The organism is Flavobacterium sp. TN-1 (genome assembly GCF_052828645.1).
In genome coordinates this window covers 1,857,379-1,874,988 of record NZ_CM128253.1, presented here as the reverse complement: position 1 = coordinate 1,874,988, position 17,610 = coordinate 1,857,379, and the positions used below count along the sequence as shown (strand labels likewise).

General features: G+C 29.2%; 14 protein-coding genes and 1 pseudogene. 8 read left to right on the top strand and 7 right to left on the bottom strand.

What is annotated here, in order from left to right; translation table 11 throughout:
• Positions 1-232: 232 nt before the first annotated feature.
• The 4 genes and pseudogenes from ACUXZJ_RS08160 to ACUXZJ_RS08145 all read right to left on the bottom strand — a co-directional run bounded on the left by ACUXZJ_RS08160 (position 233) and on the right by ACUXZJ_RS08145 (position 5,518).
• Positions 233-1,618 carry a hypothetical protein gene (locus tag ACUXZJ_RS08160; RefSeq protein ID WP_063743796.1) on the bottom strand — a complete coding sequence of 462 codons (1,386 nt, stop codon included), beginning with the start codon at positions 1,616-1,618 and terminating at the stop codon, positions 233-235.
• A 284-nt stretch (positions 1,619-1,902) separates the two neighbouring features.
• Positions 1,903-2,733 (bottom strand): annotated as a pseudogene (locus ACUXZJ_RS08155) (IS982 family transposase).
• A 350-nt stretch (positions 2,734-3,083) separates the two neighbouring features.
• Complete coding sequence (locus ACUXZJ_RS08150) at positions 3,084-4,430, bottom strand: hypothetical protein (RefSeq protein ID WP_446194676.1); 1,347 nt, start codon at positions 4,428-4,430, stop codon at positions 3,084-3,086.
• A gap of 128 nt (positions 4,431-4,558) precedes the next feature.
• Positions 4,559-5,518 (bottom strand): phosphoribosylaminoimidazolesuccinocarboxamide synthase, encoded by a 960-nt coding sequence (locus ACUXZJ_RS08145; protein ID WP_446194674.1) that lies wholly within the window; start codon positions 5,516-5,518, stop codon positions 4,559-4,561.
• Positions 5,519-5,673: 155 nt separating this feature from the next.
• Between ACUXZJ_RS08145 and hmpA the strand changes: the two genes are divergently transcribed.
• Complete coding sequence (gene hmpA, locus ACUXZJ_RS08140; protein WP_088466728.1) at positions 5,674-6,870, top strand: NO-inducible flavohemoprotein; 1,197 nt, start codon at positions 5,674-5,676, stop codon at positions 6,868-6,870.
• An 8-nt stretch (positions 6,871-6,878) separates the two neighbouring features.
• Positions 6,879-7,307 (top strand): Rrf2 family transcriptional regulator, encoded by a 429-nt coding sequence (locus ACUXZJ_RS08135; protein ID WP_060383041.1) that lies wholly within the window; start codon positions 6,879-6,881, stop codon positions 7,305-7,307.
• A 233-nt stretch (positions 7,308-7,540) separates the two neighbouring features.
• On the opposite strand, the gene ACUXZJ_RS08130 is transcribed toward ACUXZJ_RS08135, so the two are convergent.
• The 3 genes from ACUXZJ_RS08130 to ACUXZJ_RS08120 all read right to left on the bottom strand — a co-directional run bounded on the left by ACUXZJ_RS08130 (position 7,541) and on the right by ACUXZJ_RS08120 (position 10,984).
• Positions 7,541-8,020, bottom strand: a complete 480-nt coding sequence (locus tag ACUXZJ_RS08130; protein WP_063743794.1) for a hypothetical protein — start codon at positions 8,018-8,020, stop codon at positions 7,541-7,543.
• Positions 8,007-9,923, bottom strand: a complete 1,917-nt coding sequence (locus ACUXZJ_RS08125; protein ID WP_089047670.1) for a pyroglutamyl-peptidase I family protein — start codon at positions 9,921-9,923, stop codon at positions 8,007-8,009. Before ACUXZJ_RS08125 ends, ACUXZJ_RS08130 begins: the two co-directional genes overlap by 14 nt.
• A 110-nt stretch (positions 9,924-10,033) precedes the next feature.
• Positions 10,034-10,984: a PhoH family protein gene (locus ACUXZJ_RS08120; protein ID WP_060383044.1), complete on the bottom strand. Its 951-nt coding sequence runs from the start codon at positions 10,982-10,984 to the stop codon at positions 10,034-10,036.
• A gap of 94 nt (positions 10,985-11,078) precedes the next feature.
• On the opposite strand from ACUXZJ_RS08120, the gene ACUXZJ_RS08115 reads away from it, so the two are divergent.
• The 6 genes from ACUXZJ_RS08115 (at position 11,079) to ACUXZJ_RS08090 (ending at position 17,535) form a co-directional block, all read left to right on the top strand.
• Positions 11,079-11,900: an SAM hydrolase/SAM-dependent halogenase family protein gene (locus ACUXZJ_RS08115; RefSeq protein WP_060383045.1), complete on the top strand. Its 822-nt coding sequence runs from the start codon at positions 11,079-11,081 to the stop codon at positions 11,898-11,900.
• Between the two features lie 25 nt (positions 11,901-11,925).
• Positions 11,926-12,222 carry a putative quinol monooxygenase gene (locus ACUXZJ_RS08110; protein WP_060383046.1) on the top strand — a complete coding sequence of 99 codons (297 nt, stop codon included), beginning with the start codon at positions 11,926-11,928 and terminating at the stop codon, positions 12,220-12,222.
• Between the two features lie 71 nt (positions 12,223-12,293).
• Positions 12,294-13,025 (top strand): gliding motility-associated ABC transporter permease subunit GldF, encoded by a 732-nt coding sequence (gene gldF / locus ACUXZJ_RS08105; protein ID WP_060383047.1) that lies wholly within the window; start codon positions 12,294-12,296, stop codon positions 13,023-13,025.
• Between the two features lies 1 nt (position 13,026).
• A complete protein-coding gene (gene gldG / locus ACUXZJ_RS08100; RefSeq protein ID WP_060383048.1) occupies positions 13,027-14,694 on the top strand; it encodes a gliding motility-associated ABC transporter substrate-binding protein GldG in 1,668 nt (555 codons plus the stop codon).
• Between the two features lie 98 nt (positions 14,695-14,792).
• Positions 14,793-15,911: a DNA polymerase III subunit beta gene (gene dnaN, locus ACUXZJ_RS08095; RefSeq protein ID WP_060383049.1), complete on the top strand. Its 1,119-nt coding sequence runs from the start codon at positions 14,793-14,795 to the stop codon at positions 15,909-15,911.
• Between the two features lie 277 nt (positions 15,912-16,188).
• On the top strand, positions 16,189-17,535 hold the full coding sequence (locus ACUXZJ_RS08090; RefSeq protein WP_060383050.1) for a DEAD/DEAH box helicase: 1,347 nt from the start codon (positions 16,189-16,191) through the stop codon (positions 17,533-17,535).
• The last annotated feature ends 75 nt before the right edge of the window (positions 17,536-17,610 follow it).

Below are 17,610 nucleotides of genomic sequence, written 5' to 3'. Positions count from 1 at the left end.
TTAGATTATATCTAAGATATTTTGGTTTGTTTCTTTTATTGTATGTGGGTGTCTAAAAAGTAGTAACTTAATATTTAATTTATCACTTAAATGATAGGAAAAGTTATATTGCCAGTACTGTGAATTTACTTTGTCTATTCATTTGTCTCTAGCCTTCTTTTTGTTAAAATGAAAGATTACGACCTTTTAGAGTACCCTCATTGAATAAAATTATATGTTTATATGATAAGTTTTATAGTTCTATTATCATTTCTCTTTTAACATTATTTAACCATTGCTCGTTAACATCATATAATTCTAATTCTACTATTAATCTTCCTTGTTTTTTGACTGCTGAATTTATTTTAAAATAAGGATTAATTAATAGTATATCTTGATGAAATACTCTTCTACTTGTAGGGAATAAGGCATCTACTGAAATATTATATTGAGTTGCCTTTCCATTTTGTAGTTTTAATGCTATTTGATTATCTGGTAAACGAATAACGGAACTTCCTTCCAGTGTATTAATAATATTATCTTTTCTGATAACTCCAAATTGAGCCATTTTTATCCAAATTTGTGATGTTCTTTTTACTTTTTCTAGAACATCACCATCAGGAGTTTTTATTAGATAACGTATCATATATTGGTTTAATTCACTTGTTGTTTGAACAACTAATTCTTTAGATAAGTCAGATAATGGTTTAAATCCTTCAAAATAATATTCAAAATTGGCTAATTCAACATCATTTTTTGTTAATAAAGACAAATGACATGATATAGCATTGTCACCTTTATGTAAATTCTTACTATTATTTACTAATTCTAAATTAAAATCGTTTGATACATTTGTTAAATCAGCATAAAAATCTTCAAAATATTCAAAAGTCCCTTGAAGGTAGTATTTTTTTATTTCATCTTTATTTAATACTACTTTTGTTTTATAATACTTATTTTTATCAAAGTGTAGGTTGATTTCTTTTCCTTCTATATTTTTGTATTTTAATTTAAAATTTAATCTTCTATCTGTATATTTAATTTCTACGATTTCTGTGTCTTTTAAATCTTCTGGAGTAAATTTATAGACAACATTATTTGGACTACTAGAATATATATCCACCCATTTACTCAAGTTCTCCATCGTAATTATATCTTTTTTTCCTAATCTATAAAAGGAATCAAAATCTATGTTTGTTAATTTTTCTGGATTATCTTTAATTTCAGGTTTCCAATTCATGTAGGCACGATTTATCATGTGCCAGTCATTGGGCTTTTGAACAAAATTAAAGAATGTATATAGTTTTGAAAAGTTTTTTTTTCCAAATGTTCCAGAGACTTTCGCTTCGATTATACCTCTATCAATATCTTTTTTTTCTATTATTGCTTCTTTTATTGATAATTCTTTGTTTTTAATACTCTTTGGTTCTTTTATTGTTGTTATATGGTTAGTTGCTTTATCAATATCTTGTGTAGATTCTATATCAAAATATTGTCTTAATTCATTTTCGGTTGGATCTACTAGAGCAACTACATCAGTAGTATTTACAGTATTATCTGTTTTTAAGTCTGTAAGTTCTTTGTCCTTACTACAAGACAATAACAGGTTAACCGAAAGGAGTAAAATCATTTTTTTCATAGCATTTTATTTTTAATTTTATTTAGATTCATTATAAACTAAATCTAAAAAGAAGACTACAAATATAATACCAAAAATCAAATAATAAACTTTTTTGTTTAATTTTATTTAACAAATAGAAATATAAGATCTTTCCAGTACTATTTTTATATCATTATTATAGATAAAAGGTTTTTATAGTCAAAAATAGTTCGTGAAATAGCTGTTAAGTATTGTAAAACATGAAGCTTCGAAGAGTTTATTGAAACAAATTTCAATAAAATTTTGTTATTTAATTCAAGTTGCTAGTTGATTGTTTTGTTTAATTGAAGTCCAAAAATGAACAATGTTAGTTTTATTAAAAATCCTTCCAATGTCATAGCATGTATGGTTCTAGGGAATATTTTTTTAATATCATTTATTGTTGTTTCTATTCTTTTTCTCATTTTTAGTTTTTCATTTTTCTGCTCTAAAGTATCTATTCTTTTAGCATTTGATTTACGTTGAATTTTCAATGAAATACCTTTTCTTTCTAAGGCAATATCTTCTAATCCATAATCGGTATAAGCGCTATAGCCGTATAATGAAGCTTTTACAGGTAATTTGCCAATCATTTTTCCTATAGCTTTGGCATCTCCAGTTTTTCCTGGTGTAAAAAGGAAAGCTATTGGAACTCCATCTTTTGTCGTAAGCAATTGCACTTTAATGCCATAAAAATAGTTTCGCATACTTGCTGTATAGCTTCTGTATTTTTCTTCTTTTAGAATTTTACAGTTCATAATTCTTATATTATTGCATACAGGAACAGGAAATGAATTAATGATATACTGCATTTCAAAAGAAAATTCTTTAAAATAGGAACTTACAATTTCAAATAACTCATAAAGTAGATTTGCTATTTTGTGTAATCGTCTGTTAAACCTACTTGTATCCACCATTTCTGGGATAAATCCATATTATTTGACAAACTTAATAGCCGAACAATGATTACCATAAAAGCTTGTTGATGACAAAATTATTGTTAAAATAATTTCACTATCACTAACACGTCTTCTAATGTCTTCTTTATGATCAATTCCTTGTAAAATATCATCGATTAAACAATAAGTTGATATAATTTTGTCTTTATTAAGCATCGGGGTTTTTTTATTGGTTCGCAAAACAAATTTACTTAACCTTTGCTTTTCTTTCTTACCTCTTTTAAACTACCAACTTGAATTAATTAGATGAAAAGAGGCTGTCCAAAATGCACAGCCTTTTTTATAACTAAAATATTCGGACACCTATTTGAGAGAATTTTCATATAAGCGATTCTCAGAAAGTGAGTTCGACTTTTAGGACACCTTCTTCAATTATCGTATAATCATCAAACTTATTACTGTTTGGTTTCCCCTCAGCAGATCAAAGGTCCTCTCTAATTTAATAGGACAATAAAAGGATTAAAAGGTAAAAAAACAGTTGGTATTTTTTCACCACATTACCGTTTTTATAGATTGACTACTATTACTCTTTTAAATATACCTATAGTAGAAGAGTATCTATAAATAAGAAAGTTTAATTCAAGTATTAACTTACCTTGTTTTTTAACTGCTGACTCTATAGTAAAAAGAGGGATAAAGTGTATATCTTTATGTGCAATATCTTGACTCAGAGGTATCAAAGGTTTTAAATTAGGATTATTACCAGATTCTTCTTTTAACTTTAGTGCTAATTGTCCATTTGATAAACGAATAACAAGATTATCTCCTAAGGTATTAATAATATTATCTTCTCTAATCATACCGTATTGAAGCTCCTTTTCAATTTTATTACTTAAAGGAGAAACTATTGCTTTTACATCTCCATCAGGTGTATCTTTCAAAATATCTTGCATATAACGATCTAAGCTATCGGTTCTTTGAACTATAAATTCTTTAGAAAAGTCGGATAAAGGCTTGAAACCTGTAATTTCATATCTAACGATATCAGCTAACTTTTCATTTCCTCTTCCTTTTCCTAATAAAAAAACAGAACATATAATAACATTATTTTTATAATCTACAAAGTACTTATTAGAAATCTTTAAAACAAAATCATTTGAGGTTTTAAACAACGTTTCTTTGAATTCTTCTAAATTTTCATACACACCAGACGCATAATATTTTCTTATTTCATCTTTGTTTAAAACAATCTTTTTTTTATAATATTTTTGTTTATTAAATTCAAAAGATAAATAAAATGAATATTTATTTTTATATTCTAAAATTATGTCTACAGATTCAAATCTTATTTCGGAACTTTTTATTTCTGTAATTTTAATATTTTTTAAATCCTCAGAAGTAAATTTATATTTCTTATCAGAGTTTGGTTTTTTAGAATAGAAATCAATCCATTTACTTAGGTATTCTATAGTAAATAAATCAGTCTTTTTTAACCTATAAAGAGCATCAAAATCTAGATCTGTTAACTCTTCTGGACTGTCTTTAAATTCAGGTTTCCATTCCATTTTTATATTTTCGGCAATATATGAATCTTCAGAATTATCATTAGGTCCATCTGGCGAGCAAAAAAACGTATATGATTTAGAAAAGGGTTTATTAGCAAATTTTCCAGAATTTTTTGCAATTACCTCCCCTTTAACAGCATCTTTTTTTTCTATTATGGTATTCTCAACTAATAAATCTACCTGTTTATACCCTACTTTTTTAAGTCCTCTGGTGTTAGTGATAGTATTAACGATTTCATCTGGCTTTTTAATAGATGTTACTGGAAAATCAAAATATTCTTTTATATCATTTTCTGTTGGGTCTTGAGCAGCTACATCAGTAGGTTGGTTTGTATTTAGATTAACCAAATCTTTATCATTACTACAGGATAGTAATAAATAAATAAATAAATAAAACTAAAATTATTTTTTTCATATCATTATATTTATAAACTTATTTTTGTAAATCAGATTAAGAGTGCAAATATAACAAAAAATTAAATATATTTTATTTCATTCAAAAAAATTAGAACATTCTTTTCAATTCGATCATGAATATTTGAAATATCAGATTTTTGAAACTTTTCTCCTATAATATTTTCATACAATTCTATATATCTATCAGAAACTGTTTCTACGTATTCGTTAGTCATTTCCGGTATTTGTTGTCCTTCTTTTCCTTGAAACCCATTGGATATTAACCACTGACGAACAAATTCTTTTGATAATTGTTTTTGATTTTCTCCTTTATTCTGTCTTTCTTGATAACCGTCAGCATAAAAATAACGAGAGGAATCGGGTGTATGAATTTCATCAATTAAGACTATTTTTCCTTCTTTTGTTTTACCAAATTCGTATTTTGTATCAACTAGGATTAATCCCCGTGAGGCCGCTATCTCTGTTCCTCTTTGAAATAAAGCACGTGTATATTTTTCTAAAATTAGATAATCTTCTTCTGAAACGATTCCTTTTGTTAAAATTGTCTCTCTTGAAATATCTTCATCATGTACTCCTACTTCTGCTTTAGTTGTGGGTGTAATTATAGGCTCTGGAAATTTATCATTAGGTTTCATTCCTTCTGGCATTGTAACACCACATAATGTGCGTTTTCCTGCGTTATATTCACGAGCTGCATGACCAGATAAATATCCTCTAATAACCATTTCTACTTTAAAAGGTTCGCATAAATGACCAATTGCTACATTAGGATCTGGTGTTGCCACTAACCAATTAGGAACAATATCTTTTGTCATTTCCATGAATTTTGTAGCAATTTGATTTAGTATTTGTCCTTTATACGGAATTCCTTTTGGCATGATAACATCAAAAGCGGATAACCTATCGGTAGCAATCATTACTAATAGATCATTATTGATATTATAAACTTCACGTACTTTTCCGTGATAAACTGATTTTTGCCCAGGAAAATTAAACTGGGTAGAAGTAATAGTGTTCATTGTGTTGTTGTTATAATTTACATTGTTGTAAACAGTACTACAAAAGTAAAGGTTTCCTATTTACTTACAAGATAAATCATTTTTTTATTTGTTGTATTTAAAATACAACTTATTATTATTTTTTAATATATTTGCTTGATAAAACACAATTTATAATGACAACAACCGAAAAAGAATTAATTAAAGCAACTATCCCTGTATTAAGAGAAAATGGTGTATTATTGACAAAACATTTTTACAATAGAATGTTTACTTATAATCCTGAATTGAAAAATATTTTTAATTTAGGAAATCAAGCAAGTGGTAAACAACAAACTGCTTTAGCTATGGCTGTATTAGCTTATGCAGAACATATAGAAAACCCAAGTGTATTAATAAATGTACTTAAAACAATTGGCAATAAACATGTTAGTCTTAATATTACTAAAGAGCAATATGAAATTGTAGGAAATCATTTAATTGCTTCCATACAAGAAGTTTTACAAGAATCAGCAACAGCGGATTTATTAAATGCTTGGACTAAAGCTTACTGGCAATTAGCTCAACTAATGATACAAATAGAAGAAGAAATGTATCAAAATAATCTTAGCAAAAAAGGAGGATGGAAAGGATGGAGAAGTTTTATCATTACGAGAATAATTGAAGAAAGTGAAGAGATTAAATCTTTTTATTTAGCTCCCAAAGACAACGAAGCGATTGCTGATTACTTACCTGGACAATACATTACAATAAAAACTCATATAGAAGAATTAGGGCATGAACAACCAAGACAATACAGTCTTTCATCCTCATTTAACGAAAAATATTATAGAATATCTGTAAAATCAGAAAAAGGCACTAACAATAATCCTGACGGATTAGTTTCTAATACTCTACATCATAAAAAAGAAGGAAGTGAAGTATTTGTATCAGCACCAGCAGGCATTTTTAATATTGAAAAGAAAATAGATTATCCAATGGTTCTAATAAGCGGAGGAATAGGAATTACTCCACTATTAAGTATGCTTCAAAGCCAAAAAGATTATGACAATCAGACTATATGGATACATAGTTGTCGTAATGAAAAAGTACAAGCATTTAGAGATGAAGTAGAAGAAATAGCTCAAAAAGACAAAAATTTAAAATCGTATACATATTATGAACAAATAGACTCTGAAACGGACAGTGTAAGGAGAGGACGGATTAATTTAGTAAATCATCAAGAAGAAATTTTAATAGAAGATGCTAAATATTATATTTGTGGACCTGAATTATTTATAAAATCACATTATCAATCGCTCATTAATTTAGGTGTGGATAAAGACGCTATTCATTTTGAAGAATTTGGTCCACAGCTTTTGAATCTTAATTAAAAAAGTTTATGAAACTGAATCATTTTACTGATTTTTCTATGCGAGTACTAATTTTTTTAATTCATCTAAATAAAGAAAAAGCTACTTCTTTAGATGAGCTAGCTAGTACTTTTAATTTATCTAGGAATCATCTCATAAAGGTGATTCAGTTTCTTTCTAATCATAATTTAATAGAAACCAAAAGAGGCAAAGGAGGCGGAATACGTATTGCTGAAAAAACCTTAGAAACCCCTCTTGGCAATTTAATTCATTTATTAGAACAGGATGAAAATCCTATTATTGATTGCAAAGCTAAACCTTGTATTTTTTCGAGTAGTGAATGCCAATTAAAACATTTATTACAGAAAGGCTATAATTCATTTATCCTAACTTTAAATGAGTATACTTTAGAAGACCTTCGTTTTAAAAACTGGAATGAAATACTTAACCAATCGTAATAATTTTTATTACCTCTTATATTGTAATTGTTTTATTTTTTTTTATAAATTAGTATTTGTCGTCTTAGAGCTTTGCGATGGTGTGAGTAAAGAAGCCTAGACTTTCAGTTTGAGAGATACTGAACTTTACAAATACAAAACCAACATTAAATTGAGTCTGAAGCCACACTATTTCAAAACTCTTGTTGTGCGGTCGGCAAAATTGGTGCAATTATAGTTCGTTTACTGTTCATTTATTTTACAAAAATCAACTCTGGTTTTTGAGAATCAGTAACTTCATATTCTCCTTCTTTAAAATTGATGACAAATTTTTCTAATTTAGTGTCTTTTTTAGAATTTAAAAAATTAAAATGTATTAACATAATCTTACTATTTTTTTCAATTTTAAAAATTAGTTTAAATACACCTATTTTTTGTTCATTCCAATATTCTGATTTTATACTTCTAATTTTTATAAATTTATGAACCCTATTTTCAAACATTAGAGGTTTGTTGTTTTTAGGAGTATCAATTTCAGTTTGTACTATTGATAGTTCCATTTGAGCAGTTTTTGAAAATAAGTGAGTTGAGTCTTTAGTAATAAATTGAAGCTTTTTATTGTTATCTAAAACATAAATATTTCCATCAAAATAATATTTTTTCGTACTTGGTTGTGCGTAAATATTGATAAAAAACAAAAAAGCTAAGAAAAGTAATAATTTATTTAGTCGCATTTTTAATTATTTTAGTCATTATATCTAAAAAATCATCGGTATTCAAATTGTCAGCAATGTGTATATGTCCAACTGCTTTAAAATTATTCATAGCCAAATCATCTCTTTTTTTGGCGGCTCTGTACATAATTTCATTAGATAAATAATCCCCACCAGATCCCGAATCATTTGTTGATTTTCCTTTTATATTTATTTTTTTAAATGTTGGTGAATTGTTATTTTTAGAGGGATGATCTTCAGAATTGTTAAGATCATCAATATAGGTTTGATCAAAGTAAATTTTTCCAGTTGAAGGAGACAAATCTCCTGTCATTATTTTATTAATAGGCAAGGTTGTTTCATAAAACTCATTACCTGTTAAAATTTGTTTAAATCTTTCTTGATTATATTCTAAATACGTAGAACCTATATTCGCATTATCCAAAAATCCACCACGAAATTTACTAGCAAATCTTTCTAAATCAAAGTTAGAATCATTTCTACTTGTTGTTATCATTATATCAAATTGAGAAATATATTTTTCCACCAAATTTTCTATGATACCATTGTCAAAATCTTCATAACGAACAGGTACAACAACGCATTGAATATAAGCATTTCCAACTGTTAATCCATTAAGGTATAAAGCTGATATTCCTGAAGGATTTGAAGTTTTAATATCTCCTTTTATTTTTTTGTGGAAAGGATTTAAAACAAACGGATCAAACCCCGTAATCAAAACTTTTTTCTTGCCACTCGCTTTTGAGAAATCTATTCCAGTATAATTACGGCTGTTTTCTTCAAAAAGCTGTATTGCTTTGTAAAGTTTACTATTTTTCGGAACTATTGATTTGATAAAGAAATCGTCTTGGTCTTTTTGGGGTAATGTTTTAATATCTTCTATGTAAACATATTGGCGTTTTAGGATTACTTGCATTGCAATTCTTGCCCAATACAATGGTCGGTCATCAAGAATGGCTTCTATTTCTTTTATTTCCTTTTTCTTTTCGCCTGTTTTTTTGATATTGGTAACAATGGTAGAAGTATGGTCTTTGTGTTGCCAAACGGCATAATCCCACAATTCTTTAGCACTTTTTATTACTTTTGCCTCGATTTGGTCTGTGGTTAAATCTCTGTTATCCTCGCATAGATATTCAGAGAATCCATCTACAATGTTTTTTATGGCATCGTTTTTTTCTTTGTGCGCGTCTATAAATTTATTTTCGTAGTTGGTTAATAAATCTTTTGAACCTGAATCATCTGTTTTGAATAAACCTATTAACTCTTCATAATTTCGTTTGTAGGTTACTGGTTTTAGGCGTTCGCCTTCGAGTGGGAAATAAACGGGTTTGGCTTCAAAGCTAATTTTGACATAAAATTCGTTTAAATCTTCTTCTTTTATTTTGGTTATGTGTTGGTCATAATCGTATTCTTCTAAATCATCGCTGTACCAATTTGGATTGAGTTCAAAAAGTGGCGTTTCGTATTGATTGTTAAAAACAGGAACAAAGCCCCAACGGTAACCGCTACCGTTCATCATATCAAAATTTTGGTTCTTGCTTTTTGATTTTCCTTGCAAGGTAAGATAAATCATTTTGCTGTCTTTGGCATTTTTGGTGGTAACTTTTATTTTGAGTTTTTGACCATAATAAAAATCTTTGGTGTTTTGATTGAGTAGTTTATTGTTTTGGTCAAAAAATTCTACTTTTTCAACATAAGGATGCGTAGTGTAATATTTTTCAGGTGGAACATATTCGCCAAATGTAACTCCTTTTTCTTTTCCGCTCATTATAATTTGTTCACCAGCATTATATTCAATACTTTCTGCCCAAATATGATAATCTCCACCAACTGTCTCGGTTATTTTTCCGTCAACTATGATTGTCTTGCTTCCTCCAGTAAATATTTTTGTCGTTTCTCGCATTTTCCTTCTTTGGTTAAAGGTTCTCGTTGCTGACGCAGAACATCCTTATTTGTGTATTTACTCGTATTCAACAACCATTCTCACAAGGTTATTTTAGCAACGTTTATTGATTAATCTTGATTTTCTATGCTTTTATAAGCATCAATAATTTTTTTAACTAATTTATGACGTACAATATCTTTATCATCTAAATAAATTATTCCTATTCCGTCTACATTTTTTAATACTAAAAGAGCTTCTTTTAATCCTGATATTGTTCTACGAGGTAAATCTACCTGACCTGGATCTCCTGTAATAATAAATTTAGCATTTCGTCCCATACGAGTCAGAAACATTTTCATCTGACTATGTGTTGTATTTTGAGCTTCGTCTAATATAACAAACGCATTATCTAATGTACGACCACGCATAAAAGCTAGAGGTGCAATTTGAATAACCCCTTTCATAATATAATCTTCTAAAGTTTGAGGAGGAATCATATCACGCAGAGCATCGTAAAGTGGTTGCATATACGGATCTAACTTTTCCTTCATATCTCCTGGTAAAAAGCCCAGATTTTCGCCAGCTTCTACAGCAGGTCGAGTTAATATAATTCGCTTTACTTGTTTTTCTTTTAAAGCTCTAACAGCCAAAGCAACTCCTGTATAGGTTTTTCCTGTTCCTGCAGGTCCTACAGCAAAAACCATATCATTTTTTTGTAAAGTATCTACTAACAATTGTTGGTTGGGGGTCATGGCTTTTATTAGCTTCCCTCCTACACCATGAACTAATATTTTATCATGATCAGATATTTTAGAATTTGATTGTACATCTCCTTCTATAATCCGCATAATAACATTATCATCTATACTATTGAAACGTGTAAAATGAAGCATCAATCTACGAAATCGCACTTCAAATTCATCTAACACTTCTTCCTCTCCAAAGGCTTTTAACGTAGTTCCTCTTGCTATAATTTTTAGCTTTGGATAGTATTTTTTTATTGTTTCTAAATGTTTGTCATGAGCTCCCCAAAATTCTTTAGGAGCTATATTTTCTAATTCTATAACCCTTTCGTTCAAAGTCAGATTAATTTAGTTAAAAATAAATTCGTTTTGTTTATCCCAAATCTACTAATTTTGCCTCAATAATACAGCAATAGTTATAAACAATCGAATGTCAATAATTACACTTACTACCGATTTTGGAGTCAAAGACCACTTTGTAGGTGCACTAAAGGGAAAAATTTTCACACAAATTCCTAATGCTCAAATTGTTGATATTTCTCATCAAATAGACCTATTCAACATAATAGAAGCAAGTTACGTAATTAGTGCTGCATATTACAACTTTCCCAAAGGTACTGTTCATCTAATAGGTGTAGATAGTGAACAAACCATAAACACAAGGCATCTGGTAGTGTATTGGAACGAACATTATTTTGTGTGTGCTGATAACGGCATCATGAGCTTGGTCTGTCAAAACCAAAAACCAGAAAACATAATCGAAATTAATGTTACAAATCACCTCCCTCAAACGGCTACTGATACGGACATTTTGTTAGCTGTAGCTTGTCATATTGCAAAAGGAGGACAATTAGATATCATTGGCAAAAAGATTGAGGATTTGAAGCCACAAAATCAACTACAAGAAATAGTAGAATCAAACAAAATAAAAGGAAATGTTATATACATTGATCATTACGGAAACTGCGTGACCAATATTACTCGTAATTCTTTTGAAAAATTAAATATTGATAAAAAGTTTGAAATAAAATTTGGTAACAAGACCATAAAGAAAATACATCGTTCTTATTCTGATTTTAATATCAGAGAAGGTTATACGCTTAAAGACTATGAGGGCGAAAAATTAGCACTCTTTAATGAAGCAGGCTACTTAGAAATTGCTATATTTAAAAGCAACCCAAACACCACTGGCACAGCTAAATCTTTATTGGGTTTAAAATATAGAGATACTATTAGCGTTATTTTTGAATAAATTTAAATCCATAACAACCATCTATATGCTAGTCCGAATAGTAAAACTTAGTTTTCACGAGCAAAACATACCCACTTTTTTAAAAAATTTTGAGCAAATAAAAAATGAAATTCGAAATTCACCTGGAAATCAATTATTAGAACTTTATCAAGATCAAGATAATCCGTGTATATTTTTTACTTACAGCTATTGGGAAAGCGCAGAAGATCTAGAAAATTATAGAAATTCTGCATTATTTGATGAAGTTTGGACCTTTACAAAAAAACTATTTAATGATAAACCAGAGGCTTGGAGTGTAAACAAACTGGTTTCTTTAGCGTAAAGCTTTGCTTCTATATCTATCTATTAATTTTTTATTATATTTTTAGGACTTTTGAACCTATACCATATTTTATGAAAGCCATACTTTTTAAAGAATTTCGATTATTTTTTGGATCTCCTATTGGTTATTTAGTTATTGCTTTATTTTTGCTCATAACGGGATTATTTTTATGGGTTTTTGAAGGTGACTATAATATACTTAATTCTGGTTTTGCCGATTTAGCTCCTTTTTTCACAATTGCTCCTTGGATTTTATTGTTTTTAATTCCTTCTGTAACAATGCGTAGTTTTGCCGATGAAAAAAAACAAGGAACTATCGAACTCCTATTAACCAAACCTATACGTTTAGGTCAAATTGTTATTGGTAAATCCCTAGGTGCTTTTTTATTAATTCTTATTGCTATAATCCCTACCTTAGTTTACATAAAAATGATTTATGATTTAGGATTGCCCGAAGGAAATTTAGATTTTGGCAGTACATTAGGATCTTATTTTGGATTATTATTTCTAATAGGATCATATACTTCAATAGGTGTTTATACTTCTACTTTATCAGATAATCAAATTGTGGCTTTCTTAACGGCTGTATTAGTCTGCTTTTTATTTTATTTTGGATTTCAAGGTATTTCTACACTCACCTTTTTTGGAAATTTTAATGACTTTGTAGCATCATTAGGAATGGACTATCACTACAAAAGTATCAGCCGAGGAGTCATTGACACACGTGATCTAATCTATTTTATGAGTGTCATTTTTTTCTTTTATACACTAACTGTTACTAACCTTAAAAAATACAAGAAATAAGATGAAAGATTCCACAAAAAAAATAATTGGTCTTATCCTTGCATTAGTTCTACTAAATAGTATTAGTCATTATATTTTCAAACGTTTTGACTTAACACAAGATAAAAGATATACATTATCAGAAACCTCTTTAAATATTCTAAAAAACGCACAAGAACCACTTTATGTGGATGTTTTTTTAGAGGGCAATTTCCCTATAGAGTTCAAACGCCTACAACGAGAAACAAAACAAATATTAGAAGAATTAAAAGCTTATAATTCTAATATTATCTTTCAATTCGTTAATCCACTTGAAAACCCCGAAGAAGCAGAAGCTGTAATGCAACAATTTTATGAACGTGGACTAACTCCTGTCAAAATAACGGTTGATGACAAAGGAAAACAATCACAAGAAGTTGTCTATCCTTGGGCTATTGCTACATATAAGGGTAAAAGCACAAAAGTTCCTCTACTTAAAAATCGTATGGGAGCTAGCACAGAACAAAAAGTTATTCATTCAGTACAACATCTAGAATATGCTTTTACAGATGCCTTTCATAAAATAACTACCCCAAAAAAGAAAAAAATTGCAATCATAAAGGGCAAAAATGAGCTCCCAGATATTTTAAAAGCTGATTTTTTACAAACGGTTCGTGATAATTATTTTATTGCCCCTTTCCCTATTGATTCTGTAAAAACAAAACCTGAATTAATACAAAAAGCACTCAAAACATTTGATTTAGCTATTATTGCAAAACCAAAATCCAGCTTTACTGATGCTGAAAAACAAGTATTAGATCAATTTATAGTAAATGGAGGAAAAACACTTTGGTTAATAGACGCTGTAAATGTTTCTATGGAAGATCTTAATCAAACAGGAAATACATTAGCATTCACAAACGATTTAGGTTTAAATGATTTGTTCTTCAAATATGGTTTTCGTATAAATCCTGTTTTAATTAAAGATATGCAAGCTGTTCCTATAGCATTAGCTACAGGCAAAAGAGGAAGTGAAACACAATATCAAAACTATCCTTGGTTCTATTCTCCTTTTGCATATACAGAAAGCAAACACCCCATTGTAAATAATATTGATGGTGTCAAGTTTGAGTTTTCGAGTCCTATTGACACTTTAAAAAATAATATCAAAAAAACTATTTTACTAAAATCCTCTCCTTATTCAAAAACAGTAGGTACACCTGTGGAAGTTAGTCTTGAAATGGTAAATGAAAAACCTCTTGCAAAAGATTATACTCCTGGAAATTTTCCTATAGCATTATTATTAGAAGGCAAATTTCATTCTGTTTTTGAAAATCGTATATTGGCCTTTAAATCATCTGAATTTAAAAATATAGGTAAGGATTCTAAAATGATAATAGTATCTGATGGTGACATTATTAAAAACCAACTTGATCAAAATGGACAACCAATGGAGCTAGGTTTTGACAAGTGGACCAATCAAATATATGCTAATAAAGAGTTCTTGATGAATTGTGTAAACTTCTTATTAGACGATACAGGACTGATTTACATACGTAGTAAAGAGGTAAATCTACCATTATTAGACAAAGAAAAAGTATACGAAGAATATGCTTATATTCAATTCATTACCGTTGGTGCACCATTACTTATTTTAATTCTTTTTGGCATTATTTTAAACTATTTAAGAAAGCGAAAATTTGCTCAATAATTATTTAAAAAAATAATTTCAAAAACTAATTAGTTTACGATATATTTGTAAAAACTAAAATCTATACACCATAAGGTTACTTACTTAAATAATTTGCGATGAAATTTATTGTATCGAGTTCTTATTTACAAAAACAACTACAGGTCTTGGGTAGTGTAATAAACAGTAGCAATACTTTGCCTATTCTAGACAATTTTTTATTTGAATTAAAACAAGACCAATTAGTCGTTTCTGCCTCAGATTTAGAAACTACTATGTCGGCTTCTTTAAACATAGATTCTACCAGTGAGGGAAGCGTGGCTGTACCCGCTAAATTGCTATTAGAAATTTTAAAAACATTTCCAGAACAACCTCTTACCTTTACAGTAGAAGAGAATAACACTATTGAAATTAGTTCTCAATCTGGTAAATATGCCTTAGCATACTCACCAGGTGCTGAGTTCCCTAAAGCTGTCGTTTTAGAAGACCCTTCTAAAACATTAGTACCAGCAGAAGTATTATCAACAGCTGTAAGTAAAACTATTTTTGCAGCAGGTAATGACGATCTTCGCCCTGTAATGAGTGGTGTGTTTTTTCAGTTTTCACCAGAAGGATTAATTTTTGTAGCTACAGATGCTCATAAATTAGTTAAATATGCTAGAGCTGATGTAAAAGCTTCTCAAGTTGCCGACTTTATCATGCCAAGAAAACCTTTAAACATTCTAAAAGGTATATTAGCAGCCTCTGACTCAGAAGTTACTATAGAATATAACGATGCTAATGCCACGTTTTCTTTTGACAACTACGTCTTAACTTGTCGATTAATTGATGGAAAATACCCTAATTACGAAGCTGTTATTCCTAAAGAAAATCCCAACAAATTATTAATAGATCGTGCACAATTTTTAAGTTCAGTACGTCGTGTGGCTATTTTTTCAAACAAGACTACACACCAAATCCGTCTTAAGATTGCAGGTGCTGAATTAAACATTTCAGCAGAAGATATTGATTATTCAAATAAGGCAGAAGAACGTCTTACTTGTGATTACCAAGGCGATGATATGCAAATTGGATTCAACTCTCGTTTTTTAATGGAAATGTTGACAAATTTACAAAGCGACATGATTCAGTTAGAAATGTCTATGCCTAATCGTGCTGGTATATTAACTCCCGCTGATGGATTAGACGAAGGAGAAACCGTTACTATGCTTGTAATGCCTGTAATGCTAAATAGTTAAAAATACTAATGGCTGTCCGAGAAGATCATAATCTTATCATTGCTATAACAAAAGAAAATAATAAACTTTATTATAAAAATTGTCCTCTTTATAAAAAGAAACAATCAAAACATTAAGTCATTACTTTTCGGACAACCTTTCTAGACTTCCTAAGCAGCTAATTTCTCTTTTTCACAAGAAAAATACTTCTAAATATAAATTTCAATTGAAGTTATAGTTCTTTATTTTAAAAATATCGACTATAAACAATACCTTTGCAAAAAATATAATTAGAAATATGTCTTCATTTGAGCAATTTAATCTACCAAAATCTTTACAAAAATCATTAGACGAATTAAAATTTGTCAGTCCTACTCCCATACAAGAAAAATCATTTAATGTAATCATGTCGGGTAGAGATGTAATGGGAATTGCTCAAACAGGAACAGGTAAAACATTTGCCTATTTACTTCCTTTACTAAAGCAATATAAATTTGCTCAAACATACAATCCTCGTATAATGATTTTAGTTCCTACCAGAGAACTCGTAGTACAAGTAGTAGATGAAGTAGAAAAACTCACACAATATATGTCCGTTAGAACCTTGGGAATTTATGGAGGTGTGAACATAAATACTCAGAAAAACCAAGTATATCAAGGCATAGATATTCTAGTAGGAACACCTGGACGTATAATGGACTTATCTTTAGATGGTGTCTTATCACTACAAGAAGTCACTAAACTAGTAGTTGATGAATTTGATGAAATGTTAAATTTAGGCTTCCGTCCTCAAATTACATCTATCTTAAGTATGTTAAAACCGAAACGTCAAAACATTCTTTTTTCAGCTACAATGACAGATGAAGTAGACGAAATGCTGAATGATTATTTTGATTTCCCTGAGGAAGTTACTCTTGCCAAATCAGGTACTCCCTTAGAGAAGATAGAACAATTATCATATCATGTCCCTAACTTCAATACAAAGGTCAATTTATTAAAACACTTATTACAAACAAGTGAATCATTAGAACGAATTCTAATATTTGTTAATAATAAAAAAATTGCGGATATGCTTCATGATAAAATAGAGGCAGAATTCCCTGATGAATTTGGTATAATTCATTCAAATAAATCGCAAAATTATCGTTTACTTACTATGTCTTCTTTTCAAAAAGGGGAAATAAAAGGAATCATTACTACTGATGTAATGGCAAGAGGATTAGACATTTCTAACATTACACATGTCATAAATTTTGAAATGCCTGAAATTCCAGAACAATACATCCACCGCATTGGTAGAACTGGACGCGCAGATTCAGAAGGCGTTGCTATCAGTTTTATTACACCTAAAGAAGAAGATATAAAAATAGAAGCTGAAATGCTAATGGATTTAGAAATTCCTATTTTAGAGCTTCCTGACAGCATAGAAATTTCTACACAACTAATAGGTCCTGAAAAAGAAAAGCAAAAAATAAAACATTTACTTAAAAAAACAAAAATATCAGAGAATAGCGCTTTTCAAGAAAAATCAGAAAAAAATAAAAAAATAAATTTAGGAGGCCCTGGCAAAAGAAAACCGCGTAAAACAGCCCCTAGAAATCGTGCCGTTGAACGCAAACGCGCAGAAAAACGTAAGAAAAAATAAAACTACTAAAAAAAGTATCCTAAAAGTCTAAAACCTTAATTCTAAACAAAGTCAACGGACTCAAGAAACTAGATA

Coding starts and splice junctions, on each gene's coding strand:
- dnaN (WP_060383049.1), top strand. CDS start 14,793: ATGAAATTTATTGTATCGAGTTCTTATTTACAAAAACAACTACAGGTC.
- ACUXZJ_RS08145 (WP_446194674.1), bottom strand. CDS start 5,518: ATGAACACTATTACTTCTACCCAGTTTAATTTTCCTGGGCAAAAATCA.
- ACUXZJ_RS08125 (WP_089047670.1), bottom strand. CDS start 9,923: ATGCGAGAAACGACAAAAATATTTACTGGAGGAAGCAAGACAATCATA.
- ACUXZJ_RS08110 (WP_060383046.1), top strand. CDS start 11,926: ATGCTAGTCCGAATAGTAAAACTTAGTTTTCACGAGCAAAACATACCC.
- ACUXZJ_RS08130 (WP_063743794.1), bottom strand. CDS start 8,020: ATGCGACTAAATAAATTATTACTTTTCTTAGCTTTTTTGTTTTTTATC.
- ACUXZJ_RS08160 (WP_063743796.1), bottom strand. CDS start 1,618: ATGAAAAAAATGATTTTACTCCTTTCGGTTAACCTGTTATTGTCTTGT.
- gldG (WP_060383048.1), top strand. CDS start 13,027: ATGAAAGATTCCACAAAAAAAATAATTGGTCTTATCCTTGCATTAGTT.
- ACUXZJ_RS08115 (WP_060383045.1), top strand. CDS start 11,079: ATGTCAATAATTACACTTACTACCGATTTTGGAGTCAAAGACCACTTT.
- gldF (WP_060383047.1), top strand. CDS start 12,294: ATGAAAGCCATACTTTTTAAAGAATTTCGATTATTTTTTGGATCTCCT.
- ACUXZJ_RS08135 (WP_060383041.1), top strand. CDS start 6,879: ATGAAACTGAATCATTTTACTGATTTTTCTATGCGAGTACTAATTTTT.
- hmpA (WP_088466728.1), top strand. CDS start 5,674: ATGACAACAACCGAAAAAGAATTAATTAAAGCAACTATCCCTGTATTA.
- ACUXZJ_RS08090 (WP_060383050.1), top strand. CDS start 16,189: ATGTCTTCATTTGAGCAATTTAATCTACCAAAATCTTTACAAAAATCA.